Source organism: Citrobacter sp. RHBSTW-00887 (assembly GCF_013728095.1).
GTDB classification, from domain to species: domain Bacteria; phylum Pseudomonadota; class Gammaproteobacteria; order Enterobacterales; family Enterobacteriaceae; genus Citrobacter; species Citrobacter braakii.
Genome location: NZ_CP056267.1, coordinates 1,183,992 through 1,208,444, shown reverse-complemented (window position 1 = coordinate 1,208,444; position 24,453 = coordinate 1,183,992). Strand labels below are relative to the sequence as shown.

Sequence of the window (24,453 nt, the reverse complement as noted above, 5' to 3'; positions counted from 1 at the left end):
AAATATCAAAAAGTGCTTAAGCTACCGAATTTCGGGCATTTAGGAGCAAATGAAATTGTTTTACCTCGATCACGGTTTCATACTAGCGGCTAAAAATTTCTGCTTGGTATTTAAGGACTCATTATGTTTTCCGCAACGCGCCCCCTTCTTGCAATCCTGGCGCTCGGCGCGTGCTTTATCCTTCCCGCACAGGCAACATCTTCCAAACCTGGAGATATCGCAAATACCCAGGCTCGATATATCGCAACGTTTTTCCCAGGCCGCGTAACGGGCTCTCCGGCAGAAATGTTGTCTGCTGATTATATTCGTCAGCAATTTCAGCAGATGGGCTACAGCAGTGATATTCGAACGTTTAATAGCCGTTATGTTTATACCGCCAAAAATAACCGTAAAAACTGGCATAACGTCACGGGGAGTACCGTTATTGCCGCACATGAGGGTAAAGCGCCACAGCAGATTATTATCATGGCGCACCTCGACACCTACGCCGCACAGAGCGACGCCGATTCCGATGCCAATCTGGGTGGATTGACCCTGCAAGGTATTGATGACAACGCCGCAGGACTTGGCGTGATGCTGGAACTGGCGGAAAAACTCAAAGACGTGCCGACGCAGTACGGCATTCGATTTATCGCCACCAGCGGCGAGGAAGAAGGCAAACTGGGCGCGGAGAACATCCTGAAGCGAATGAGCGCCGCCGAGAAGAAAAATACGCTGCTGGTTATCAACCTCGATAACCTGATCGTCGGCGATAAGCTCTATTTCAATAGCGGTAAGAAAACCCCGGAAGCGGTGCGAAAATTGACGCGCGACCGGGCACTGGCCATCGCGCACAGCCGCGGTATCGTAGCCAGCACCAATCCGGGACTGAACAAAAACTATCCGAAAGGTACTGGATGTTGTAACGATGCAGAGGTCTTTGACAACGCGGGCATTGCCGTGCTCTCCGTTGAAGCAACCAACTGGAGTCTGGGCAAGAAAGATGGCTATCAACAGCGCGCCAAAAGCGCCTCGTTCCCGGCAGGCAACAGCTGGCACGATGTGCGACTGGATAACCAGCAGCATATCGATAAAGCCTTACCGGGCAGGATAGAGCACCGTAGCCGCGACGTGGTACGCATTATGCTCCCGCTGGTGAAAGAACTGGCAAAAGCGGGAAAATCCTCGTAACCCATCCAGCCCCATAATATTTCTGCTTTCAAAGTGGATTATCCCCGCTGGCGCGGGGAACACACAGAATCGTTTGGCTTCATCGAGTGCAATAACGGTTTATCCCCGCTGGCGCGGGGAACACAACAGCCGGTTATTTAATAATTGCGTGCCGGTCGGTTTATCCCCGCTGGCGCGGGGAACACGAAGTATTGTTCAAATGCCTGCAGGCAGCGAGCGGTTTATCCCCGCTGGCGCGGGGAACACATGAGTGCTTTCTCAATGCGAACTTCATTAATCGGTTTATCCCCGCTGGCGCGGGGAACACGTTGATGAACAGTCAGAGCGCGAACAACAAATCGGTTTATCCCCGCTGGCGCGGGGAACACCGCGTCAGCATTGGTCAGGACATTAAACACGCCGGTTTATCCCCGCTGGCGCGGGGAACACAGCAGCCGGATCGGTGTTGACCCACGAACGGCCGGTTTATCCCCGCTGGCGCGGGGAACACGATAACCTCATTACTTTTTTTGCTTGTTGTCACGGTTTATCCCCGCTGGCGCGGGGAACACAAAATATTGACCATCTACCCCAAAATTTATCCCGGTTTATCCCCGCTGGCGCGGGGAACACCGGTCAATGATTGTCGGGGCTTGTTTACTGAACGGTTTATCCCCGCTGGCGCGGGGAACACGTCAATAATGATTTTGACCGTATCTGGCAAGTCGGTTTATCCCCGCTGGCGCGGGGAACACCACCTGAAATGCTCCACGCCGCCACATACGTTCCGGTTTATCCCCGCTGGCGCGGGGAACACTTTGACTTAATATCGCTACAAATGACGCTGGCACGGTTTATCCCCGCTGGCGCGGGGAACACGCCGAGCACGCCACCAAGCGGCCCTGCTGCCTCCGGTTTATCCCCGCTGGCGCGGGGAACACAGCATTACGCCACTGATTGAAAATATCCGCGCCGGTTTATCCCCGCTGGCGCGGGGAACACCATGCTCAGATTTACGCCGGATCTCATCGCCACGGTTTATCCCCGCTGGCGCGGGGAACACCGAAACATTGGATGCTACCAGGCTGTCGTAGGCGGTTTATCCCCGCTGGCGCGGGGAACACTGGCCCAATACAGGAATCCCAAGGCTGCGCATCGGTTTATTCCCGCTGGCGCGGGGAACACGCCATCACTCGCCGCATTTAAAATCCTCCATGCGGTTTATCCCCGCTGGCGCGGGGAACACAAATCATCGGCGTTCTCTATTACCCAGTTCATCGGTTTATCCCCGCTGGCGCGGGGAACACTCAACCTCCTGTGCAGGAGGCCCCATGACCATCGGTTTATCCCCGCTGGCGCGGGGAACACAACCTCCTGTAATTGCCGTTCGGCCGCGGCCTCGGTTTATCCCCGCTGGCGCGGGGAACACACCGACGCAACAGGCAAGAAATTTGTGGCGACCGGTTTATCCCCGCTGGCGCGGGGAACACCAGCCGATGTGGCACAGCAATTCCTATGTGCGCGGTTTATCCCCGCTGGCGCGGGGAACACCTGATTGTTGATGTTGAAGGTGTGGGCGTGAGCGGTTTATCCCCGCTGGCGCGGGGAACACCAGCGGCATGAGCTCGACGTAAAAGGTGCGGTCGGTTTATCCCCGCTGGCGCGGGGAACACACTGGCGGCGTTAATGGTAGTGAGCACGTTAACGGTTTATCCCCGCTGGCGCGGGGAACACTGCTCGGTAAGACAATCAGAATCATGGTTAACCGGTTTATCCCCGCTGGCGCGGGGAACACTCAGAAAAGTAAACTCCTGACGGAAATGTTAGCGGTTTATCCCCGCTGGCGCGGGGAACACCACGCATAACATGAAAAAACCAAGTCACAATACGGTTTATCCCCGCTGGCGCGGGGAACACTGGCTGGCAATATACGTTCACCACGTCGCCATCGGTTTATCCCCGCTGGCGCGGGGAACACTCTAAAACTATATCACTGATCTAAAAGGGATTATAGCCGTAGAAAAATTTCACCAAATTTTCCACATTATTAAAGAACTATAACCCATTGATTTTACGAAGGATGGAATGACACTAACCTTAATCCATCCAGTTCCACCGCCATGCGCCTGTTTTCACCCCATGTTTGAAAATCAAAACCAGACTCATTATTCACCGCCCAAGCCATAACAACATTCCCTTCGTCTGCCAGGGTAGTGACCTGATGCCAGATCATTTCTCGCACCTTACGTGAGGTATCGCCAACGTAAACACCTGCGCGAACTTCTAATAACCAGACAGCCAGACGACCGCGCAAACGAGCAGGAACATTTTCGGTGACAACAACAAGCATACTCATGCGCTACCCCCTGTGCCCTGCATCGCCCAATGAAACAGGCTCAGGGATCGCCGGAGGTTGGGCATCTGCAAAAGGTTTAGGGATTTCAATTTCCCCGGCAGCCAGTACTTCCTCAATCAATGGGATGATCCGCGCCAGCGTTTTCTGGCTGCGGAATATATCCCGACAGGCCAGACGAACCTCTTTATCTGGACTGACTGGCGCACGGGCAGCAATCTCGAAAGCAACCGGAACAACACCATCAAATTTGACGATATCAGCAATGTCATACACAAAAGAGAGCGGCTTACCGGAATGCACAAAACCAATAGCAGGTGCATAACCTGCGGCTAATACCGCCGCTTCGGTAATACCATAAAGACAGGATGTGGCAGCACTAATACACTGATTAACCGTGTCGCCCTTTTTCCAGTCTTTAGGATCGTAACGTCGACCATGCCACTTCACACCGTAGCGCTCTGCCAGCAGAGCATAGCTCTGGCGTACCCGCGCGCCTTCGATGCCGCGGAGTTGTTCAACGGAGCGACGGCTGGGAGCAGGCTCACCAAAACGCAATTCGAACATTTTACGCACCACTTTCAGCCGGAGTTCTTCATCCAGCGCCAGCTTTGCCTGATACAACAGTCTGTCTGAACGCGCGCCTCCCGGCTGTCCGCAGGCGTACAGTCGTACACCTGCTTCACCAACCCATACCAGTAAGGTGCCCGTGGTTGCCGCCAGTCGCACTGCGGCATGAGAAACGCGCGTGCCTGGCTCCAGCATAATGCAGGCTATCGATCCCACCGGAATATGCGTTCGTATTCCCGTTTTGTCGATCAGCACGAACGCACCGTCGATCACATCAATCTGCCCGTATTGCAGAAAGATCATTGAGGTACGATCTTTCATTGGGATGGGGCTCAGCGGTAGCCAATTCATTATTCCCCTCGCCGAATCAACATCAGACCGCAGCCCAGCGCTTTGCTTTTACCGACCCCATTCCTGAGAGCGTGAGAGAAACGCGTCACATCGTCTACCCGTAACAGTCCCGCAAAATCAACGCTGCCAAAACTGATAGGACGTTCCCCGGTCAGTCGACTGAAACGTTGTTGCTGGTAACTCACCACGTAATCCTGCTTATCAGGAAGCATGAAACCATGCTGTTCCCCCTGACGGCGTAGCCAGTTATTCGCCGCGATGATTTGCAGTGGCCAGTGTTGTTCAGCAGGTATCCCTTTCTGCTTTGCCTGGTATTTGGCATCCATCATCACGTCGCTACGCTTACCGGATCGGGTGATAACGGGATTCGCGCGTAGCGAAAAATACAGAAACATGCCTTTTGTCAGATGTGGCTGAAACGGTTTACTCTCTACGGCAAAAATATTATGCCCATCCAGAGGTGGAACATCCGACTGCACATAAAAACGCTCGCCCCGTTCTGCAGACTCATGGCGAAACAGAAAACGGCGTTCATCGTGATGAGAAAAAAGCTGCCAGAGCCATTGATGACTGGCATAGGGGCTGGCGCTCTGCCACTTCTGCATCATTTCAGGCGTTAGCTTGCCGAGGTCCAGCGTTACGCGTGACAGAAACATTATTTTTCCTCCCCGAGCTGGCCTGCAAACTGAGTACGCGTAGTGAACTGCCAGCGTACTTTACTGAGTGGCTGATCGCTTCTCTGAACGGAAATAGCAGGCACAACGCCCTGCGGCTCGCCTTCCCAATAGCAAAGATCAGATGCGGTAGTGATTGCCGCCAGTTCCGGGCAAATCAACGCCTGCTCTGCCTGGTAAAAAACCTGGGCCAACGTTCCGTCCAGTATCAGCGGCGCCAGCGGCAGGGCTGGAGGACAAGATTTTCGCCCCAGATACAGAGGAAATACAGGCTCCTCCAGTGCAGCTGCCAGTTTTTCCAGAACTATCGTTGCCCCTTCAGTTTCCTGAACAGCAATATGGAACAGCGCATCGCACCTATATTCGCGGGTGGTGATCATCGTGTTGAGATCTTCCGGCGCCAGAACCAGCTCATCACGCCGGGTGAAATAAATGCGCTTTCTGTTCTCTTTTGGTACTTCGACAGTGTGATAGTCACGCAGCCATTGCTCGCGGGAAGAAAACGGTCGTATGGCAAAATGGTAGTGTCGGTTAAAATCATCCAGATGAGCAGCATCACGCCGGATACCACAGGCGGCAGCAAGCAACCCCAATAATGCTGAACGACTGGGCACAGCGTTGCTGTGTCTCACCTCGCCCACGGCGGCTTCGCCCCAGGACATCAACGGCGCGTAAAGCTGAAAAACAAGATAGCGGGACATCGCAACTCCTTACTGGCTGACAAACTCCAGCAGTTCCTGAAGCGAACCTTCGCCCGATTCCACATTCATCTCATAGTGGCGCTCCCCCTCACGCGACCCGTAGGCGCGTTCAAACTTCTGCCGCTGCTCTTTCAGGCGTTGAATGGCCTGTGTCTGCTGATCTTCTCCACGAACAGGATTAAAGAAAGCGACTGAAAGCGCACGAGGCTGCTGGCGTCCCATTTCCACCAGTGCGTAAGATGCGTAAGCACGCGAGGCAAAGCTGTTCTGATTTCCGGTTGGCGAGACGGTGAGCGCCGTTTCGGCCAGCGCCTTAAGGGTTCGCGCGACCAGGGCTTCATCACCGTTGAGGTTTTCCAGTAACAGGTCGCGACTGATGCAAATATAAGAATAGAATAACGCAGAGGCGAAGCCCTTCTCACCCATATGCGCCGACCCGGCGTCATCCTCTTTACGGTTCAGATCGTCCACTGCCGTAAAGAAATCCTCTTCAACCGTAACGGCGCTGACGCCAAGAGCATGAGCCACCTGGCAAGCGGCTTCAACGTTAAACGCCGGGCTGGACGCCAGCATGCGACCAAACAGCGCGATATCAACGCCGCTGGCAGTTTCACGTAACAGCTTCAGCTCACCCTCTTCCGGTTCACGTTTATCCGCAATCAGCGTTTCAACCAGTTGGTTTATATGCCGGTATTCATCCGGACTGATATGCACCAGTTGTTCGATATTCAGGTTCTCTTCCGCCTTCGCATTTTTATCGGCTTTTAATTTGCCGAACTGGCTGGCTATTTTTCCAGCGGCGGAAAGCGCCATCTTTTCTGCAACTCCACCAGCCAGCAGATGTTTATAAATCTCACTGCCCAGACGGCGAGTGCGGGTGCCAATATGTCCACTAAGCGCGCTTTCAAAAACTTCCGAGGTACGCCATGCGCGCTTGAGTCTTTGTGAGGAGACCCGAAGGCGTTCTACTCCGCCCATAATGGCGGTTTTCGGACGTCCGGTATCATCACGGTTCAGGTTAGCGGGGGCGTAAGCCGTCAGAATATGCAATTGAATAAATGTCGTCATGAGTGAAATCCTTTTTATTTGTTCCTGGGAGATTTTTCGCCAGCCTGCAGATATTCACTGGCCCAGCGTACGGAGAGGCGCTTAAAGGGGTTACTTTCAGCCGCCAGATGTGCTTCTTTCGCCTGCCATTCACGCATCCATAAGAAAACCCCGTCAGCCAGCGACACAAGGTTAACGCCCTGGTCACCGCGCAGTTTTACCGCACGAATCAGTTGACTGGAGAGTTCCGCCGGGGTTCTGACCGCCAACAGACGATCGAAACGCTGACGTGAAAGGCAGGGGCCGCTTTTAATCTCTTCACCAAGCTGGCGGGCGAAAGAGCCGGTAGCGTTGTCGTGATGGGCGTGGGCCGCAATGCCTGTAAAAATGGCTAATGCCAGTCTGTCGCTGGCCTGCTTTTCAACTCCCGTCAGCGCACGGTTCAGATGATGAAAAGCCTGGCTGGTGAGCGCCCCATACGGTAAAACAGCATGACGCAGCTCTGCTCGCCAGGCTCGACCATTGCCTGTAAAAGCAGCATCGACGCTATTGCGTTCCTGCAAACTCCGAAACCAACGGCGAATAATGCCGGGCGCACCGTCGATGATAATCAGCTCTTTTCCGGTGTTAGTTTCAAACATTCGCCTGCTCCTTATGTTCCATAGCGAGCTCCTTCAGTGTTTTCAGGCTGGTGAGTTTTTTGACATTCTTGATAAGACTGAGCCGGGCAGACAAAATTCGTTGCAAATCCGCCGTATTATCGGGGTTGGTAAAAGCGCTCTGGTCGAATATTTGTAGCAACCCGCGTTGCAGGTTCTCCCCCCACTCCCGCAGCGCGGCGCGCGCCTGAGGCTGAAGAGAAGAAGGATGTTGGCTTAACGTCTGCCATAGCTGACGAAATCCTGGCTCGGTCTGCTGCCAGAAGGCGATATCCACTATACTGAAATCCCCCTTCGCCTCTTTAGGACTCCCGAACCAGGCCTGTTTAAGCGCCTGAACGAGAAGAGGTCGAACGGAGATCGCCAGTTCGACCGCTATTGAAAGCAGGTCTTTAAAACTTTCAGCTTCATCGGCAGATAAAGCGATCAGAGGTAAACGATGCTCATACCAACAACGCGCCTTGGCGTTATCCATATCAAAACCGAAACACCATAATCCGGTAGCTCCCGGTTCTGGATTCCCGAGCACAACGCGTGCAGGGATCGTGCAATTCAATTTATCTTCCGTCGTCATCGTCAGTCCCAGCCAGTCTTTATAGACCAGACCACCGGGTTGTCCCTTGAGCGCCAGCATCGGTGACGCCGCGTCTTTCAGCGCTTTTCGATACGGCGAAAGCGGGTGAACCCAGCCGTCATACTGCACGCCGTAGTTTTTGCTGCGGATCTGGCTGAGCAACGCAGGATGATGCTCGCCGCACAAATCACACTCGCCGCTTTGCGTATGGCTGAAATCAATCTCCAGCCGTCGCGGCATGCCCCAATAGGCCTGGAGCGGATGTGCATTTTCGGGCGTCACCCTATTTTTTGCCGTTTCACTACTGCGGGTTGCGGCCAGCCACGGGAAAATCAGAGCCAGTTGCTCATCCTGCCATTGCTGCTGCCCTGGCATAACATTCAGCCAAAGTTTGTGCCACAGCGGCTCATTTGGCTGAAATGGCATTAACAGCGTCGTCAGCGGCCCGCCGCCGCGCATGCTGGTACGAAACCCGGCGCCGCCCGCTGGGGAGTTGGTCTGAACGGTATAAAGCGCCATCACCGCACAGTGCGGGCAAAAATGCCGATAAATGCGACGTTTTACGAAGTGATCTTTATTTAACTTAACGGCGTTGCCGCCGGGAGCGTCAATCAGCAGCCCGGCGATTGCGCTGTTTTCAACATCCAGCCCGGAAAAATCCTGCAAAAAAGCGGGTTTCTGTGGGCCAAACTGCATGGCAACCGCCACGCGTTCCAGCGCTTTTTGCCAGCGGTCCGGATCAATACCATCTTCCCAGATATCCTCCCACTGTTCTTCATCCTCCGGCGCGAATACTGTTTGTAGCAGGCCAATCAATAACTGATATGCCGCCCCCTGAAAATCTGCGCGCGGCCACGCCAGTTCGATAATGTCATTATCAGCCAGCTCGCCTGGCGAAATTTTTCGCCGCTGCCCCTGCCTGTCGATAACCGGTAGCCAGGGCTCCGTGATAAGTGAAAACATGATTCCTCCTGAAATAAATTACTGCAAATGCTGGCTCGATAACCCCCACGCCTTGCTATAAACTGCCGACGCATCCCCCTCTGTAAGCAACAGCACCTGTGCCTTCGGGTTGTGAATTTCGTGGCGAAAATGTTCGAGTTCTTCCCCCTGCAAACACGGCGCGTTAGCAGCAATTTTCTGCCAGAGCGTTTCCCGCAACGAGAGGCGACTTTGTTGCCAGGAAAACGGTTCCAGCCGGGCGTAGGATTGCAGAGAGCCTCCCTCCGCCCGCCAGGCAAGAAACAAATCGACGGTGGGCTCGCTTAATCGGGTGGAAAGCTCCACGTCGTCACTCCATCCCGCCATGCTTGCGGTACGGTGATAGCCAGTTTCCCAATCCAGAATGTTTTGCTTTGCGGCAGCCTTCACACTGAGATCTTTGCCGTAAACGTTATCCTCCTGAGCTTGCAGGCCAACGGGCGCGGCTATCCATGCTTCGTATACGCTTTCCACCAGTTCGCGGGCATCTTCCGGCATGCGAATCTCCCCTTTGTCGCGCAATATTGCCTGTGTCCGCCACAGGCAAGCGTGGTCTTCGTAGACATAGCCTGTACCTTTGAGATGTTCACCCAGCCAGCCACTTTCCGCTTCCGGTTGCCACTCCGGCGCCAGAATGTGCAACGCTGGAGACAGACGACCATCTGGCATCTGCCCGGTTAGCGCCCCGTGTCGATCGCGAATATGGCGCTGTAAACGTCCTGCGCGCTGAATCAATAAATCGACCGGGGCCAGGTCGCTAATCATGACGTCGATATCCAGATCCAAACTCTGTTCCACAACCTGTGTTGCGATCAGCACTTTGCCACGCCGCAACGTTGGCGTGCTTGATTTTCCGAACCATTCCAGAGCCCGATTTTCTATTGCCATACGATCGATAAATGCAAAACGACTGTGGAACAACAGCAGGTTTTCTGGTGGAACAAGCCCGCTATCCAGCAACTGGCGATAGACGGTAATCGCGTCATCCACCGTGTTACGGATCCAGCAGATGCATTGCCCGCTTTCAACGGTGCGGAGGATCAGTTCACGGGCGCTGCCCGGATCGTTGAGCCACTGCACCGCAACGCGACGAGCCACTTCAGGACGCGTGGGAATATAGCGTTCAGATACCCCCTGCGAACTGAGATGCGAAAGCCAGGGATAGCCTGCATTTTGATCGGCAATAACGGGAGCACCGTTAATACCGCGCTGGAAAGCATTCAGTAACGTATGGCGTAAAGACGAGGGCAGCGTGGCGCTCAGGATGATGACGCTACCGCCCTGAGCCGCATGAAAGGTCAGTAGCCCTTCCAGCAGACGCACCATATAGCTGTCATAAGCATGTACTTCGTCCATAAGCAGGATCTTGCGATACAGCCCGAGCAAACGTAGAGACTGATGACGAAATGGCATGGCGGCCATTAATGCCTGATCGAGAGTTCCGACCCCCACCTCAGCCAGCAGCGATTTCTTGCGTGAATCAGCAAACCAGATATTGCAGGCACTGCTGGCAGCCTGTTCATCCTGTATATAGGCAGATTGTCCGGCATTCCGCGATGACCACAGGGAATGCGTGAAGGCCTCCGACATGTCGCTTGAGCCATGCGCCAGCACCAGCGACGGGCGTTGCTCTGCTACAAATAACGCGCGATAAGCCGTTGCCAGCCGTTGAAACATGGCGTTTGAGGTTGCCATAGTCGGCAGTCCAACGTACAGGCTGTCACCTTTCCCCTGAGCCATTAACCGCTGGGTGAGGATCAGCGCCGCTTCCGTTTTGCCTGCACCGGTCACATCCTCCAGTACAAAAAGTTGTGGGCCTTCGGCTGAAATCGCTATGTCCATAGCGCTTTGCTGAAGCGGCGTTAAGTGCTGAATAAACGGGAACAGATCGGCCGGATTACGGTGGGTATCTACCGAAGAAAGCTGAGGAAGTTGCGCCAGCGCGTACGTGGCCTGTGCTAAGGCCCTCTGCCAGTACGCGCTATCTGGCATAACGGTACTGACCAGTGGAAAATCATGTTGGTTCGATCCCATCCAGTCCGCAAGCGTTGTCAGTCCAGCCAGCAGCCAGCTTTGTTGACAGAGTTTTTTACGCCAGATTTTGTCGCAAAACCGGTCGGGGAAATCAGTGACATTGAGGAGAGAAGAGAGCGCCGCCATCCATTCTTCGGCAGCCACTTTGTCTTCGGGGGTAAAAGCAACGCTTCCTTTGACATCCTTTAATGGCGGAAGACCATGATGACCGGTGACGACGTTGAGCCAGATATCCAGCGTTCTTTCACTTTCGCGTGTTAACGCAGGTAACGCATTGGGCCATGCTTTTCTCAACCCCTGCCAGAACCAGTATCCCAGCGAGTCGTGTCGTTCAGGATAGCCAATCCCGCTGATACCGGGCACCAAATCCGGGTAAGACGTCTTATTGAGCTGCTGAAAACCCCGCGCGAATTTCCCTATATCGTGGAGCCCCAGTATCCAGGCAAACCAGCGCGCAGCCTCTTCCCGGGAGAAACCTAATTCGGCAAAGATATCTGCCGCATGAAAGCGATTGCGCATCACCATTTGCCAACCGCAGGCCGCCACATCCAGACAGTGATAGGGCAGCAAATGGTATGCCTCCCCCTGGTCGTGAATATTTTCCTTTTTACTGGTTTTTCCCCAGTAAGCAAAATAAGGTGCGTAATTAGCCATTTATTAATAACAAGTCCGAATCCAAATATATTAAGAGGATTACAGACTAAGAAATAATATCGGTGATCAGAATCACACCTTAACGCGCAAAATAAAGTATTTATGCAAGATAATAATAAATATGAATAAGATAAATTAAATAAATAAGCACCAGAAATATTTCCCTCTATTTTCCGGTGCTGATGAGACGATCACCCTTCGTGCAATCCGCACTCGCGCTTCAATCCAAAGAACCGCGTCTCTTCTTCCGCCATACCCGGCTCCCATTTGCGGGTGGTATGGGTATCACCCACTGACAGATAGCCCTGATCCCACAGTGGATGGTATTTCAGGCCGTGCTTTTGCAGATACTGGTAAACGGTACGGTTGTCCCAGTCGATGATCGGCAGCACTTTAAACACGCCGCGCTGGATAGCCAGCACCGGCAAATGCGCCCGGCTGCCCGACTGCTCGCGGCGCAGACCGGCAAACCAGGTTTGCGCATTGAGTTCTTTAAGCGCGCGGTTCATCGGCTCGACTTTGTTGATCTCATTGTATTTCTCAATGCCTTCAACGCCCTGCTCCCACAGTTTGCCGTAGCGCGCTTCCTGCCAGGCCGCGCTCTCCTTAGCCCGGTAGACTTGCAGATTAAGCTTGAGCTTGTCTGTTAACTCATCAATAAACTGGTAGGTTTCCGGGAACAAATAGCCGGTATCGGTGAGGATCACCGGGATATCCGGGTGAACCTGATTCACCAGGTGCAGGCTTACTGCCGCCTGGATACCAAAGCTTGATGACAGTACATATTCACCAGGCAGGTTTTCCAGCGCCCACGCCACGCGATCCTCTGCGCTCAATTTTTCCAGTTGGTCGTTGGTTTGTGCCAACGCCATAACGCGTTCAACTTTCGGCAGCGCGTTCAACGCGTTGAGATCGAGTTTGGACATAAATTCCTCGCTGTTTACCTTGCCTGATGGCGCTGCGCTTATCAGGCCTACAGATTCAGCAGACCCGATAAGTCAATTTCACCTTATTCCCAGAAATCCCGGGCGGGATCGAGCACCGGGCGAATGATGCCCGCACGCACCGTAAAATCACCGAAGCCTTCACCCGCTTCGCGCTCTTTCGCCCAGCGCCCAACCAGTTCGTCAACGGAGTCGAGAATTTCCGATTCCGTAATATTTTCGCGATACATACGCGGAATGCGCGTGCCCATGCGGTTACCGCCAAGGTGTACGTTGTAGCGCCCCGGGGCTTTACCCACCAGGCCCAGTTCCGCCAGCATCGCGCGGCCGCAGCCGTTCGGGCAGCCTGTAACGCGCATCACGATATGCTCGTCAGGAATGCCGTGTTTTTCGAGAATAGCTTCCACTTTATCAGTGAACGATGGCAGGAAACGTTCGGCCTCCGCCATCGCCAGCGGACAGGTCGGGAACGACACGCAGGCCATCGAGTTTTCACGCTGCGGCTTCACCGCATTCATCAATCCGTGATCGCGCGCCAGCTTCTCGATCTTCGCTTTTTGGCTTTCCGGCACACCAGCAATGATCAGGTTCTGGTTGGCGGTGATGCGGAAATCCCCTTTGTGGATCTTCGCGATCTCCAGCAGGCCGGTTTTCAGCGGACGGCCCGGATAATCCAGGATACGGCCGTTTTCAATAAACAGCGTCAGGTGCCAGTTATTGTCGATCCCTTTTACCCAACCAATACGATCGCCGCGACCGGTGAACTCGTACGGGCGGATCGGCTCAAATTTGATGCCCGCGCGACGCTCCACTTCTTCTTTGAACGTGTCGATACCAACGCGTTCAAGCGTGTATTTAGTTTTGGCGTTTTTACGATCGGTACGGTTACCCCAGTCGCGCTGCGTTGTCACCACAGCTTCTGCTACCGCCAGGGTGTGCTCCAGCGGCAGATAGCCGAACTCGCTCGCGGTGCGGGCGTAGGTTTTCTTATTGCCGTGCTCAATCGACAAACCACCGCCGACCAACAGGTTAAAGCCCACCAGCTTGCCGTTTTCGGCAATCGCCACGAAGTTCATATCGTTGGCGTGCAGATCGATGTCGTTCTGCGGTGGGATTACGACCGTGGTTTTAAACTTACGCGGCAGATAGGTTTGACCGAGGATCGGCTCTTCGTCGGTGGTCGCTACCTTCTCCTGATCCAGCCAAATTTCTGCATAGGCGCGAGTACGCGGCAGCAGATGTTCGGAGATCTTCTTCGCCCATTCATAGGCTTGGGCGTGCAGCTCGGACTCGTACGGGTTAGAGGTACACAGAACGTTACGGTTCATGTCGTTGGCGGTCGCCAGCGCGTCCAGCCCGACCGAATGCAGCATCTGGTGTACCGGCTTAACGTTCTTCTTCAGAATGCCGTGAAACTGGAAGGTCTGACGGTTGGTCAGACGAATGCTGCCATAAATCGTGTTGTCATGGGCGAACGTGTCGATCGCCTGCCACTGTTTGGTGGTGATCACCCCACCCGGCAGACGGCAGCGCAGCAGCATCGCGTGACGCGGTTCCAGCTTTTGCTCGGCTCGTTCGGCGCGGATATCGCGGTCATCCTGCTGGTACATACCGTGAAAACGGATCAGCAGGAAGTTATCGCCTTTGAAGCCGCCGGTCAGGCCGTCGTTTAAATCTTCGGCAATCGTACCGCGCAGATAGTTGCTTTCCAGCTTCATACGCTCAGCGTCGGACAGCTTGCCTTCGACCACCAATGGTCCTGGGTATTTTTCGCTCATTAGTAGACATCTCGCTGATAACGGCGCTCAATGCGCAGCTCACTTAAAAATTCATCCGCCGCTTCGATATCCATAGAACCGAATTCGGCAATCACTTCCAACAAAGCCTGCTCAACGTCTTTCGCCATGCGATTGGCGTCGCCGCAGACATAAATGTGGGCACCGTCGTTTATCCAGCGCCATAGTTCCGCACCTTGTTGGCGCAGTTTATCTTGTACGTAGACTTTTTCTTTTTGATCGCGCGACCAGGCGAGATCGATGCGCGAGAGCACGCCCTCTTTGACGTAACGCTGCCATTCCACCTGGTACAGGAAATCTTCGGTAAAGTGTGGATTGCCAAAAAACAGCCAGTTTTTGCCTTCGGCTCCGTCAGCCGCACGCTGCTGCATGAATGCACGGAACGGCGCAATCCCCGTGCCCGGTCCAATCATAATCACCGGTGTCTGCGGGTTAGCCGGCAGGCGGAAGTTATCGTTGTGTTCGATGAACACGCGCACTTCACCCTCTTCTTCCACGCGATCGGCGAGGAAACTGGACGCGCCACCAGCACGGGCACGACCTTCAATGTCATAACGCACCACGCCCACGGTGACGTGCACTTCGCTTTCCACCTCCGCCTGGGAAGAGGCAATAGAATACAAACGCGGCGTCAGCGGGCGCAGAAGATCAACCAACGTTTGGGCGTCCAGTTGCGCTGGGGAGAAGCGCACCATATCGACGATTGGCGTGGTTGCGGCGTAATGCTGCAATTGCGCTTTGTCGCCCACCAGCGGCAGCAGAGAGTCGCTACGGGTTAAAGTGGCATAGTTCTCGACGATATTGCCGGTGTTAACCGTCAGCTCGAAATGCCACTGCAGCGCTTCGGTGAGCGACAGGGTTTTGCCGTCAACCGTGACCGGTTCATCTCCTTTCAGCCACAGCAATTCAACCAGCTCTTTGACCAGCTCAGGATCGTTCTGATACCAGACTCCTAAGGCATCGCCCGGCTGGTAGCGCAGACCGGAGTCGCCGAGATCGATTTCAATATGACGCACATCTTTTTCCGAGTCGCGACCGGTGATTTTCTGATTCACCGCAAGCGACGCCGTCAGTGGCGCTTCTTTGGTGTACGGGCTGGTGTGTACTTCGTTTACCGCACCGCTCGCAGCAACTTGCACAGACGATGCCGCAGGCGCACGCGCTTTCAGGACATCAACCAGACGGGCACGCCATTCGGCTGCCGCGCCCTGGTATTCGACGTCGGCATCCACGCGGTCAAGCAAGCGTTCACCGCCCAGCTCGGCCAGTTTTGCATCGAAGTCTTTTCCTGACTGACAGAAAAACTCGTAAGAAGTGTCACCAAGACCAAACACGGCAAAAGCGGTGTTATCGAGCTTCGGCGCTTTTTTCGAGAACAGGAATTTATGCAACGCTACGGCTTCTTCCGCCGGTTCACCTTCCCCTTGCGTCGACGCCACTACGATCAGCAATTTCTCATTGGCGATTTGTTTGAATTTATAGTCGCCAGCATTGATGAGAGTGACGTTGAGCTTTGCAGCGATCAGATCATCGCGCAGAGCTTCCGCCACACGACGCGCATTACCGGTTTGCGAGGCGGAGATAAGCGTAATGCCAGGCATTTCAGCAGCAGGCGCAGGAGTCGCCGCATTGCTGCCTGGCTGCTGATTCAGCACGCCCCAAAAATAGCCAGAAACCCACGCAAGCTGTGCGGGAGTGAAATCGGTCGTGGCCGCCTGAAGGCGTGCCAGTTGCTCCGGGTTTAGCGGTAGCAGAGCGGAAGGTGGGGCCTGTGTCGTCATGCGTTGTCATGTTCCAGTAAGCAAAGCGGATTTCAGCAATAAAACCCAAACTGAAGATAAGGTTAACGGCGGGGATAGTAACAATTAAAGAAGGGATAGAAATAACAAATAACCAAATGAACTAACCTGTTTTAGTTATAGTTATTAACAGCAAAACAGATTGGATAACCATATGATATATCAATAATTATTAAATATTACCATCATGAATAGGTCGTTCTGATACTCAGCGCCCTTTTAACTAATGATAAAATTCGCTCTTTACGGTACCCTACGGCGGTTTTTCGCATTCTTGAGAGTAAAAAATGTCCACCACCTTGTTTAAAGATTTCACCTTCGAAGCCGCTCACCGCCTGCCGCATGTACCGGAAGGGCATAAGTGTGGCCGCCTGCATGGTCACTCATTTATGGTGCGTCTTGAAATTACCGGTGAAGTCGATCCGCATACCGGTTGGATCATGGATTTTTCTGAGTTAAAAGCCGCGTTTAAGCCAACTTACAACAGACTCGATCACTACTATCTGAACGATATTCCCGGCTTAGAAAACCCAACTAGTGAAGTTCTGGCCAAATGGATTTGGGATCAGGTTAAACCGGTTGTCCCTCTGCTGAGTGCCGTAATGGTGAAAGAGACCTGCACAGCAGGCTGCGTGTATCGCGGGGAATGATTGTATCGTCTGTGGCGACGGTCAATTTTCCTTAACTAACACTCTGTTAGGGTTATGTGCTCTGGATATCTGGAGCACAACATGTCTGACGATTTCGATATTATTATTATCGGTGCAGGGATAGCGGGCACCGCTTGTGCTTTACGCTGCGTGCCCGCTATGTGGTACTGGCGGAAGGGGCAACAACCTGCTGGCCGAGCGTTATGGATTTCTGCCTCGTCCCTCGACAACCGCAATGGCATTAAAGAGACTTTGGCGCTGGATAAAGGGATTTTCCGCGATTTAACCCAGCACACCGATGTGATCCTGAAAAAGTCGTATGAAGTACTGCATGGCGGCCTGAATAACGTCAATTCGATTCAGAGCTGGTCGAACGCATAAGGTTGTCCGGCCTGCATTGAGTGCTACATGCAGGCCGATAAACCCATTATCATCAGGCAATATTCAGATATTTATGGGTCTGCATCGACAGACGCCAGTTCCGCGCGATACAGGTATCAATACACAAACGCGTGGCATCTTCTTTCTGGCTGATTGGCTGTAAGGCGATGATACGCGGTTTGTCGTCGCTCAACGTAGCCAGCAGTTCATCCAGCGCTTCAATATCGCGAACGCGACCAACCGGATGTTTGATTTCATTCGCACGCTCCAGCGCCTGCGACAGCACATCATAACCGCCGCGCATATTCACCTTCGGCGATACGGTCACCCAGGTATTCGGCGTACAGCGCACTTCGTGGGTACCGCTGGTTTCAATCTGGCAGCTAAAGCCGTTCTTTTCCAGCAGGTCTGTCAGCGGCATCAGGTCATGAATGCAGGGCTCGCCACCGGTTATCACCACGTGACGGGCGGTATAGCCCTGACGCAAAATGACCGCCAGCAGATCCTCGCTGCTCGCCGCGCCCCATTTATCGCTCTCTTTGGTCTTAGCCAGGATGCTGTACAGGGAGACTTCCCGATCCTCAAGCTTATCCCAGGTGTGTTTGGTATCGCACCAGGCACAGCCAACCGGGCATCCCTGTAAACGAATAAAAATGGCGGGGACGCCGGTAAAGTAACCCTCACCTTGCAGGGTCTGGAACATCTCGTTAATCGGGTACTGCATAGCGCTCTCAATATGGGGATAAACGATAATTATCGCAGATCCCCGCCAAAGTATCATGCCCCATCGATGCTTTACGCGGCGATCGCCGCGGCAAAGCGTGCCGTAATCTGCTGCGGACGCGTGATAGCCCCTCCAACCACCACGGTATGGGCACCTAATGCCAGGCAACGTGCAGCACGTTCCGGGGTATCGACGTTTCCTTCCGCCACGACCGGTATGCTGACCGCAGCCAACACCTCACGTAAAAAACCGCAGTCGTTTTCCGCCAGCACATGCCCGACAGTGTCAGCGGTATAGCCGTAGAGCGTAGTGCCCACGCAGTCAAACCCCAGACGCTCGGCGGTCACCGCCTCGTCTACAGTGGCGATATCCGCCATCAGCAGTACGGACGGGTAGCGAGCGCGGACTTGTGCGACCAGTTCTTCCAGCGTTTGCCCACCAGGGCGCGGGCGCGCTGTCGCGTCCAGAGCAATAATTTCCGGCTCAACGGTCATCAACTCATCCACTTCCTGCAGGGTGGCCGTGATAAACACATCACTACCCGGATAATCGCGCTTGATAATCCCAATCACCGGCAGTGAGACGATCTCTTTGATAGCGCGAATATCCACCACGCTGTTCGCACGGATACCTACCGCACCGCCCTGTGCTGCCGCCAACGCCATACGCGACATAATAAATGGACTGTGCAGAGGCTCATTTTCCAGCGCCTGACAGGAGACGATTAATTTACCTTTCAGGCAATCCAGTACAGTTTTCATTACGATAAGATCTCTTCGACTTCGTTTTTAATGATGGTGACATGCGGGCCATAAATCACCTGAACACCGTTACCGCGAATAATAACGCCACGTGCTCCGGTCGCTTTCAGCGCCGCTTCATCTACCTTGCTGCTCTCTTTCACCGTCACGCGTAAGCGTGTTGCGCAACAGTCCACCTCTTCCAGATTCTCTTTGCCTCCCAGCCCAGAGATGACTGCCGCTGCGCGTTCACTTTGAGGCAGACCGGATTCAATTGGGGTTACGTTTTCACGCCCTGGTGTCAGCCAGCCAAAGCGGTTGATCAAATAGCGGAAGGTAAAGTAGTAAAGGAAGAACCACGGTATCCCCACCATGGGAACGTACATCCAGTTGGTTTTGGCTTCCCCCTGTAAGACGCCGAAGAGGAGGAAATCGATAAGCCCACCCGAAAAGGTTTGCCCAATAGTGATATGTAAAATATGAGCCATCATAAACGCCAGGCCATCGAAGAAGGCGTGAATGACATATAACACGGGAGCCACAAAGAGGAAGGAGAACTCGATAGGCTCAGTGATCCCCGTCAGGAAAGAGGTCAGGGCTGCCGACAACAGCAGGCCGGCGACAAGCTTTCTGTTCTCCGGCTTGGCAGTGTGATACATCGCCAGGCATGCGCCAAGCAGGCCAAACATCATGGTAATGAATCGCCCGGACATAAAGCGCGAGGTGCCCGCATAGAACTGCTGCGTATTCGGATCGGCAAGTTGGGCAAAGAAAATCCGCTGCGTACCTTCAACCAACTGGCCGTTGACGATTTCGCTACCGCCAAGCGCCGTCGTCCAGAACGGCAAATAAAAGATATGGTGTAAACCCAGTGGGCCAAGCATACGCAGGATGAAGCCGTACAACAGTGTCCCCAGATAACCCGTCGCATCCACCAGACCACCCAGCCCAAAAATGAGTTTCTGGAAATGCGGCCAAACCACTGTCATGACAGCCCCCACAACAATCGCGGCAAGGGAGCTAATAATCGGTACAAAGCGCGAACCGCTGAAGAAACCAAGGAACTGAGGTAGTGAGACTTTATTGAAACGGCTATGCAGCGCGCAGGTGACAAGACCAATAACCACCCCACCAAACACGCCCGTTTCCAGCGTCTGAATACCCAGCGTCATCCCCTGGCCAACGGCACCAGGGTTCTCGTGCGCCAGTGTCCCGTTGAGGGTCAATAAGGCATTGATAGTGGCATTCATCACCAAAAATGCCAGCAATGCCGCCAGCCCGGCGGTACCTTTATCCGTTTTCGCCAGCCCTACAGCGACACCCACTGCGAACAGCACCGAAAGATTGGCAAACACAATAGAACCGGCGCTGCTCATGATTGTGAAGATTGCCTGCAACCAGTCGACATCCAAAAACGGATAAGCCGTCAATGTGTTTGGATTCGACAGTGCGCCGCCAATCCCTAACAACAGTCCCGCGGCGGGCAATACCGCAATCGGCAGCATGAAGGATTTGCCGAAGCGCTGCGCTTTTTCAAACCATGCACCCGATGAGGCGCCGCTAAACATTTGCATCATTTTTTCATCTCCCCGACTAGTGATGAAAATTTTTACCATAATTATTTTTATAAATGAAAATTATCATCAAAAACCAGGAAGCCGATCATACTTTTTTAAAATGACTGGCATCTCTCCCCTGCTTTCCGCCACACTATCAGCAGAGAAACGCATTAAGGATTTTGCATGTCAGAAAATGAAAACCTGCTGCTGAGATTGCGCCAGAGCGTTGACGGATATAGCCGAACACAACAGAAGCTGGGAGAGTTTGTGCTAAGCGATCCGGCAAAAGTTGTCTACCTGACGATTACCGAACTGGCGCGTGAAAGCGACACCAGCGAAGCTAGCGTCACACGGCTGTGCCGTACGCTGGGGTGTAAGGGCTATAACGAGTTCAAAATGGCGCTGGCACTCGATCTCCAGCAAGAACAGCCGGTAGAGCACAGCGGGGATGAAATTGACAATGTGGTCAATGAATCCGTGCAAGCACTGCAGGACACCGCAAAATTACTCGACAGAGCATTACTTGAAGCAGCCGCTCTTGCGCTGCATCAGGCGCAGTCGGTACAGATTTATGGCGTAGCGGCCAGCGCCATTCTGGGGGAGTATTTACATTACAAACTCCTGCGCTTGGGCAAACCCGCACAATTGTTCAGCGATATGCATCGCGCAGCCATGAACGCCACAACGCTAAGCAAAGACACGATCGTGGTGGCGATTTCCAGCTCAGGCTCCACGCGCGATCTGCTGCATGTCGTTAAACTGGCGCGTAAGCAAGGCGCGCGCGTACTGGCGTTGAGTAATACGCCGCGCAGTCCGTTGGCTTCACTGAGTGATATTCAACTGGTCGCAGCCAAACCAGAAGGTCCGTTGAGTGCTGGTGCGCTAAACGCCAAGGTGGGAGTGATGCTGTTGGTAGAACTGCTCACCACGTCACTGATTGCGCTGGATGAAAAGTACAGTGATGTGAGCCAGAAAACCGCCAGTGCGACCTTACCGCTACTGCTTTAGAGGCATAAAAAAACCCGCCGCAGCGGGTTTTTACGTTAAGAGTTAAAGAACAGGATTACGCCTGACCTTTGATCTCTTTACGACCGTTGTACGGCGCTTGTTCACCCAGAGCTTCTTCGATACGAATCAGCTGGTTGTACTTAGCAACGCGATCAGAACGGCTCATAGAACCGGTTTTGATCTGGCCTGCAGCGGTACCAACAGCCAGGTCAGCGATGGTAGCGTCTTCAGTTTCGCCAGAACGGTGAGAGATGACAGCGGTGTAGCCAGCGTCTTTCGCCATTTTGATCGCAGCCAGAGTTTCGGTCAGAGAACCGATCTGGTTGAATTTGATCAGGATGGAGTTAACGATGCCTTTTTCGATACCTTCTTTCAGGATCTTGGTGTTGGTTACGAACAGATCGTCACCAACCAGCTGGATTTTGTCGCCCAGAACTTTAGTCTGGTATGCGAAACCGTCCCAGTCAGACTCGTCCAGACCATCTTCGATGGACACGATCGGGTACTGTTTGGTCAGTTCTTCCAGGAAGTGAGTGAATTCTTCGGAGGTGAATGCTTTGTTGCCTTCGCCAGCCAGAACGTATTTACCGTCTTTGTAGAATTCAGAAGCTGCACAGTCCATCGCCAGGGTGATGTCTTTGCCCAGCTCGTAGCCAGCTGCTTTAACCGCTTCAGCGATTACAGCCAGAGCTTCAGCGTTGGAACCCAGGTTCGGCGCGTAGCCGCCTTCGTCACCCACTGCAGTGTTCATACCTTTAGCTTTCAGAACTTTAGCCAGGTTATGGAACACTTCAGAACCCATACGTACGGCTTCTTTCAGGGTTTTAGCGCCAACCGGCTGAATCATGAACTCCTGGATGTCAACGTTGTTGTCAGCGTGCTCACCACCGTTGATGATGTTCATCATCGGAACCGGCATGGAGTATTTGCCCGGAGTACCGTTTAGTTCAGCGATGTGTGCATACAGCGGCAGGCCTTTAGCAGCAGCTGCTGCTTTGGCGTTCGCCAGGGACACAGCCAGGATGGCGTTTGCACCGAAGTTGGATTTGTTTTCAGTACCGTCCAGATCGATCATGATCTTGTCGATGCCAGCCTGATCTTTAGCATCTTTACCCAGCAGAGCCTGAGCAATTGGGCCGTTAACAGCTGCAACAGCTTTCAGTACGCCTTTACCCATGAAACGGGATTTGTCGCCGTCGCGCAGTTCCAGTGCTTCGCGGGAACCAGTAGAAGCACCTGACGGAGCTGCTGCCATACCAACGAAACCACCTTCCAGGTGTACTTCGGCTTCAACAGTCGGGTTACCACGGGAGTCGATGATTTCACGACCGATGATTTTAACGATTTTGGACATTAGATTTTCCTCAGTACAAGTTAAACTAAAACTCCAGACAAACAATGCACCCGGATGGGTGCATTGCCGTTCTAACTTTTTTACTTCTTACTTCGCCTGACGCTTCTGATGTTCACTGGCGGCTTTCACAAAGCCGGCAAACAGCGGGTGCCCATCACGTGGCGTGGAAGTAAATTCCGGGTGGAACTGACAGGCCACGAACCACGGATGATTCGGTACCTCAATGATCTCGACCAACTGATCATCACCGGAACGGCCTGCAATACGCAGACCCGCAGCTTCAATCTGTTTCAACAGCATATTGTTGACTTCGTAACGGTGGCGATGGCGTTCAACAATTGTCGGCGCACCGTACAGCTGACGAACCAGGCTATCGTCGCTCAACTGACACTGCTGGGCGCCAAGGCGCATTGTGCCGCCCAGATCGCTCTTCTCGGTACGGACTTCAACGTTGCCGTCTTCATCGCGCCATTCGGTAATCAGGGCCACCACCGGGTACTTACAGTCTGGCACAAATTCCGTGGAGTTGGCGTTATCCATACCCACTACGTTACGTGCAAACTCAATCAACGCAACCTGCATACCCAGGCAAATACCCAGATAAGGAACATTGTTTTCACGCGCAAAGCGCGCTGTCGCGATCTTACCTTCAACACCACGGTAGCCGAAGCCGCCAGGGATCAGGATTGCATCAAGACCTTTCAGGATCTCAACGCCGCGCGTTTCGACATCTTGCGAATCGATCAGCTTAATGTTGACGGTGACACGATTCTTCAGACCACCGTGCTTCAATGCTTCGATAACTGACTTATAGGCATCCGGCAGTTCAATATACTTGCCGACCATACCGATAGTCACTTCGCCTGCCGGATTCGCTTCTTCGTAGATAACCTGTTCCCATTCTGACAGATTAGCTTCCGGACAGTTCAAGCTGAATCGTTTACAAATATAATCGTCAAGGCCCTGGGATTTCAACAGGCCTGGAATTTTATAGATGGAATCGACATCTTTCATTGAAATAACGGCTTTTTCTGGCACGTTACAGAACAATGCAATTTTTGCACGTTCGTTGGCCGGAACCGCGCGATCGGAACGACAGATCAGAATGTCAGGCTGGATACCAATCGACAGCAACTCTTTTACCGAGTGCTGAGTCGGTTTAGTTTTGACTTCACCGGCAGCGGCCAGGTAAGGAACCAGAGTCAGGTGCATGAACAGCGCGTGTTCACGACCGATATCTACCGCTAATTGGCGAATCGCTTCCAGGAATGGCAGGGATTCGATATCACCGACCGTACCGCCGATTTCAACCAGAACGACGTCATGACCTTCGCCACCGGCAAGGACACGCTCTTTAATCGCGTTGGTGATGTGCGGGATAACCTGTACGGTTGCACCCAGATAGTCGCCACGGCGCTCTTTGCGCAGGACATCGGAGTAAATTCGACCGGTAGTGAAGTTATTGCGGCGAGTCATTTTGGTACGAATGAAACGCTCATAGTGACCCAGGTCCAGGTCGGTTTCAGCGCCGTCTTCAGTAACGAACACTTCCCCGTGTTGGATTGGACTCATAGTACCTGGATCGACGTTGATGTACGGATCCAGTTTCATCATGGTCACGTTGAGGCCACGAGCCTCAAGAATGGCTGCCAGGGAGGCTGCGGCAATGCCTTTACCCAGAGAGGATACGACCCCGCCGGTCACAAAAATATAGTTCGTTGTCATGCTGGACCTGAGAAGTTAGGGTGAAA

19 protein-coding genes, 2 pseudogenes and 1 CRISPR repeat array are annotated in these 24,453 nt (G+C 53.4%); of the genes and pseudogenes, 5 read left to right on the top strand and 16 right to left on the bottom strand.

What is annotated here, in order from left to right; genetic code table 11:
* The first annotated feature begins 123 nt into the window (after positions 1–123).
* Positions 124–1,170: an aminopeptidase gene (locus HV314_RS05735; protein WP_049282616.1), complete on the top strand. Its 1,047-nt coding sequence runs from the start codon at positions 124–126 to the stop codon at positions 1,168–1,170.
* Between the two features lie 34 nt (positions 1,171–1,204).
* A CRISPR array of direct repeats spans positions 1,205–3,127; the repeat unit is 29 nt; unit sequence CGGTTTATCCCCGCTGGCGCGGGGAACAC.
* Between the two features lie 93 nt (positions 3,128–3,220).
* Here HV314_RS05735 and cas2e read toward each other — a convergent pair.
* The 11 genes from cas2e to cysJ form a co-directional block, all read right to left on the bottom strand.
* On the bottom strand, positions 3,221–3,505 hold the full coding sequence (gene cas2e / locus HV314_RS05730) for a type I-E CRISPR-associated endoribonuclease Cas2e (RefSeq protein ID WP_046274804.1): 285 nt from the start codon (positions 3,503–3,505) through the stop codon (positions 3,221–3,223).
* 3 nt (positions 3,506–3,508) lie between these two features.
* Positions 3,509–4,423 (bottom strand): type I-E CRISPR-associated endonuclease Cas1e, encoded by a 915-nt coding sequence (gene cas1e / locus HV314_RS05725; RefSeq protein WP_181547544.1) that lies wholly within the window; start codon positions 4,421–4,423, stop codon positions 3,509–3,511.
* Positions 4,423–5,079: a type I-E CRISPR-associated protein Cas6/Cse3/CasE gene (cas6e, locus tag HV314_RS05720; protein ID WP_181547540.1), complete on the bottom strand. Its 657-nt coding sequence runs from the start codon at positions 5,077–5,079 to the stop codon at positions 4,423–4,425. Before cas6e ends, cas1e begins: the two co-directional genes overlap by 1 nt.
* Complete coding sequence (cas5e, locus tag HV314_RS05715) at positions 5,079–5,798, bottom strand: type I-E CRISPR-associated protein Cas5/CasD (RefSeq protein WP_181547538.1); 720 nt, start codon at positions 5,796–5,798, stop codon at positions 5,079–5,081. Before cas5e ends, cas6e begins: the two co-directional genes overlap by 1 nt.
* A 9-nt stretch (positions 5,799–5,807) precedes the next feature.
* Positions 5,808–6,866 carry a type I-E CRISPR-associated protein Cas7/Cse4/CasC gene (gene cas7e, locus HV314_RS05710; RefSeq protein ID WP_181547536.1) on the bottom strand — a complete coding sequence of 353 codons (1,059 nt, stop codon included), beginning with the start codon at positions 6,864–6,866 and terminating at the stop codon, positions 5,808–5,810.
* 14 nt (positions 6,867–6,880) lie between these two features.
* Complete coding sequence (gene casB, locus HV314_RS05705; RefSeq protein ID WP_104651262.1) at positions 6,881–7,486, bottom strand: type I-E CRISPR-associated protein Cse2/CasB; 606 nt, start codon at positions 7,484–7,486, stop codon at positions 6,881–6,883.
* On the bottom strand, positions 7,479–9,041 hold the full coding sequence (gene casA, locus HV314_RS05700) for a type I-E CRISPR-associated protein Cse1/CasA (RefSeq protein ID WP_181547534.1): 1,563 nt from the start codon (positions 9,039–9,041) through the stop codon (positions 7,479–7,481). Before casA ends, casB begins: the two co-directional genes overlap by 8 nt.
* Before the next feature lie 18 nt (positions 9,042–9,059).
* A complete protein-coding gene (cas3, locus tag HV314_RS05695) occupies positions 9,060–11,747 on the bottom strand; it encodes a CRISPR-associated helicase Cas3' (RefSeq protein ID WP_181547532.1) in 2,688 nt (895 codons plus the stop codon).
* Positions 11,748–11,938: 191 nt separating this feature from the next.
* A complete protein-coding gene (gene cysH / locus HV314_RS05690; protein WP_053389702.1) occupies positions 11,939–12,673 on the bottom strand; it encodes a phosphoadenosine phosphosulfate reductase in 735 nt (244 codons plus the stop codon).
* A gap of 83 nt (positions 12,674–12,756) precedes the next feature.
* The gene (gene cysI, locus HV314_RS05685; protein WP_016154216.1) at positions 12,757–14,469 is read right to left on the bottom strand and encodes an assimilatory sulfite reductase (NADPH) hemoprotein subunit; all 1,713 of its coding nucleotides are present in this window, start codon (positions 14,467–14,469) and stop codon (positions 12,757–12,759) included.
* Positions 14,469–16,268 carry an NADPH-dependent assimilatory sulfite reductase flavoprotein subunit gene (cysJ, locus tag HV314_RS05680; RefSeq protein WP_115190297.1) on the bottom strand — a complete coding sequence of 600 codons (1,800 nt, stop codon included), beginning with the start codon at positions 16,266–16,268 and terminating at the stop codon, positions 14,469–14,471. The genes cysI and cysJ overlap by 1 nt, the downstream gene beginning before the upstream one ends.
* Positions 16,269–16,573: 305 nt before the next feature.
* On the opposite strand from cysJ, the gene queD reads away from it, so the two are divergent.
* The 3 genes and pseudogenes from queD to HV314_RS27300 form a co-directional block, all read left to right on the top strand.
* On the top strand, positions 16,574–16,936 hold the full coding sequence (gene queD, locus HV314_RS05675; RefSeq protein ID WP_016154218.1) for a 6-carboxytetrahydropterin synthase QueD: 363 nt from the start codon (positions 16,574–16,576) through the stop codon (positions 16,934–16,936).
* An 81-nt stretch (positions 16,937–17,017) separates the two neighbouring features.
* Positions 17,018–17,095, top strand: a pseudogene (locus HV314_RS05670) (hypothetical protein); the annotation flags it as partial.
* Positions 17,096–17,191: 96 nt separating this feature from the next.
* Positions 17,192–17,317: pseudogene (locus HV314_RS27300) on the top strand (hypothetical protein); the annotation flags it as partial.
* A 52-nt stretch (positions 17,318–17,369) separates the two neighbouring features.
* On the opposite strand, the gene queE reads toward HV314_RS27300, so the two are convergent.
* From queE to HV314_RS05655, 3 genes are all read right to left on the bottom strand, one after another.
* The gene (gene queE / locus HV314_RS05665) at positions 17,370–18,041 is read right to left on the bottom strand and encodes a 7-carboxy-7-deazaguanine synthase QueE (protein ID WP_043017395.1); all 672 of its coding nucleotides are present in this window, start codon (positions 18,039–18,041) and stop codon (positions 17,370–17,372) included.
* Between the two features lie 71 nt (positions 18,042–18,112).
* Positions 18,113–18,802 carry an N-acetylmannosamine-6-phosphate 2-epimerase gene (locus tag HV314_RS05660; protein ID WP_016154230.1) on the bottom strand — a complete coding sequence of 230 codons (690 nt, stop codon included), beginning with the start codon at positions 18,800–18,802 and terminating at the stop codon, positions 18,113–18,115.
* Positions 18,802–20,358 (bottom strand): maltose/glucose-specific PTS transporter subunit IIC, encoded by a 1,557-nt coding sequence (locus tag HV314_RS05655; RefSeq protein WP_181547530.1) that lies wholly within the window; start codon positions 20,356–20,358, stop codon positions 18,802–18,804. Before HV314_RS05655 ends, HV314_RS05660 begins: the two co-directional genes overlap by 1 nt.
* A gap of 165 nt (positions 20,359–20,523) precedes the next feature.
* Here HV314_RS05655 and HV314_RS05650 point away from each other — a divergent pair, with 165 nt between their 5' ends.
* Positions 20,524–21,348: a MurR/RpiR family transcriptional regulator gene (locus HV314_RS05650; RefSeq protein ID WP_103928539.1), complete on the top strand. Its 825-nt coding sequence runs from the start codon at positions 20,524–20,526 to the stop codon at positions 21,346–21,348.
* A gap of 55 nt (positions 21,349–21,403) precedes the next feature.
* Here the strand turns inward: HV314_RS05650 and eno are convergent, their stop codons facing one another.
* Together eno and pyrG are read right to left on the bottom strand one after the other, a co-directional pair.
* Complete coding sequence (eno, locus tag HV314_RS05645) at positions 21,404–22,702, bottom strand: phosphopyruvate hydratase (protein WP_003034129.1); 1,299 nt, start codon at positions 22,700–22,702, stop codon at positions 21,404–21,406.
* 87 nt (positions 22,703–22,789) lie between these two features.
* Positions 22,790–24,427, bottom strand: a complete 1,638-nt coding sequence (gene pyrG, locus HV314_RS05640; protein ID WP_016154233.1) for a glutamine hydrolyzing CTP synthase — start codon at positions 24,425–24,427, stop codon at positions 22,790–22,792.
* Positions 24,428–24,453 lie beyond the last annotated feature (26 nt).

What these genes read in the sequence shown, in the direction of transcription:
- queE (WP_043017395.1), bottom strand. Translation starts at nt 18,041, where the DNA reads ATGCAGTACCCGATTAACGAGATGTTCCAGACCCTGCAAGGTGAGGGT.
- cysH (WP_053389702.1), bottom strand. Translation starts at nt 12,673, where the DNA reads ATGTCCAAACTCGATCTCAACGCGTTGAACGCGCTGCCGAAAGTTGAA.
- pyrG (WP_016154233.1), bottom strand. Translation starts at nt 24,427, where the DNA reads ATGACAACGAACTATATTTTTGTGACCGGCGGGGTCGTATCCTCTCTG.
- cas2e (WP_046274804.1), bottom strand. Translation starts at nt 3,505, where the DNA reads ATGAGTATGCTTGTTGTTGTCACCGAAAATGTTCCTGCTCGTTTGCGC.
- cas7e (WP_181547536.1), bottom strand. Translation starts at nt 6,866, where the DNA reads ATGACGACATTTATTCAATTGCATATTCTGACGGCTTACGCCCCCGCT.
- queD (WP_016154218.1), top strand. Translation starts at nt 16,574, where the DNA reads ATGTCCACCACCTTGTTTAAAGATTTCACCTTCGAAGCCGCTCACCGC.
- HV314_RS05735 (WP_049282616.1), top strand. Translation starts at nt 124, where the DNA reads ATGTTTTCCGCAACGCGCCCCCTTCTTGCAATCCTGGCGCTCGGCGCG.
- eno (WP_003034129.1), bottom strand. Translation starts at nt 22,702, where the DNA reads ATGTCCAAAATCGTTAAAATCATCGGTCGTGAAATCATCGACTCCCGT.
- cas1e (WP_181547544.1), bottom strand. Translation starts at nt 4,423, where the DNA reads ATGAATTGGCTACCGCTGAGCCCCATCCCAATGAAAGATCGTACCTCA.
- cysI (WP_016154216.1), bottom strand. Translation starts at nt 14,469, where the DNA reads ATGAGCGAAAAATACCCAGGACCATTGGTGGTCGAAGGCAAGCTGTCC.
- HV314_RS05655 (WP_181547530.1), bottom strand. Translation starts at nt 20,358, where the DNA reads ATGATGCAAATGTTTAGCGGCGCCTCATCGGGTGCATGGTTTGAAAAA.
- cas3 (WP_181547532.1), bottom strand. Translation starts at nt 11,747, where the DNA reads ATGGCTAATTACGCACCTTATTTTGCTTACTGGGGAAAAACCAGTAAA.
- cysJ (WP_115190297.1), bottom strand. Translation starts at nt 16,268, where the DNA reads ATGACGACACAGGCCCCACCTTCCGCTCTGCTACCGCTAAACCCGGAG.
- casB (WP_104651262.1), bottom strand. Translation starts at nt 7,486, where the DNA reads ATGTTTGAAACTAACACCGGAAAAGAGCTGATTATCATCGACGGTGCG.
- cas6e (WP_181547540.1), bottom strand. Translation starts at nt 5,079, where the DNA reads ATGTTTCTGTCACGCGTAACGCTGGACCTCGGCAAGCTAACGCCTGAA.
- HV314_RS05660 (WP_016154230.1), bottom strand. Translation starts at nt 18,802, where the DNA reads ATGAAAACTGTACTGGATTGCCTGAAAGGTAAATTAATCGTCTCCTGT.
- casA (WP_181547534.1), bottom strand. Translation starts at nt 9,041, where the DNA reads ATGTTTTCACTTATCACGGAGCCCTGGCTACCGGTTATCGACAGGCAG.
- cas5e (WP_181547538.1), bottom strand. Translation starts at nt 5,798, where the DNA reads ATGTCCCGCTATCTTGTTTTTCAGCTTTACGCGCCGTTGATGTCCTGG.
- HV314_RS05650 (WP_103928539.1), top strand. Translation starts at nt 20,524, where the DNA reads ATGTCAGAAAATGAAAACCTGCTGCTGAGATTGCGCCAGAGCGTTGAC.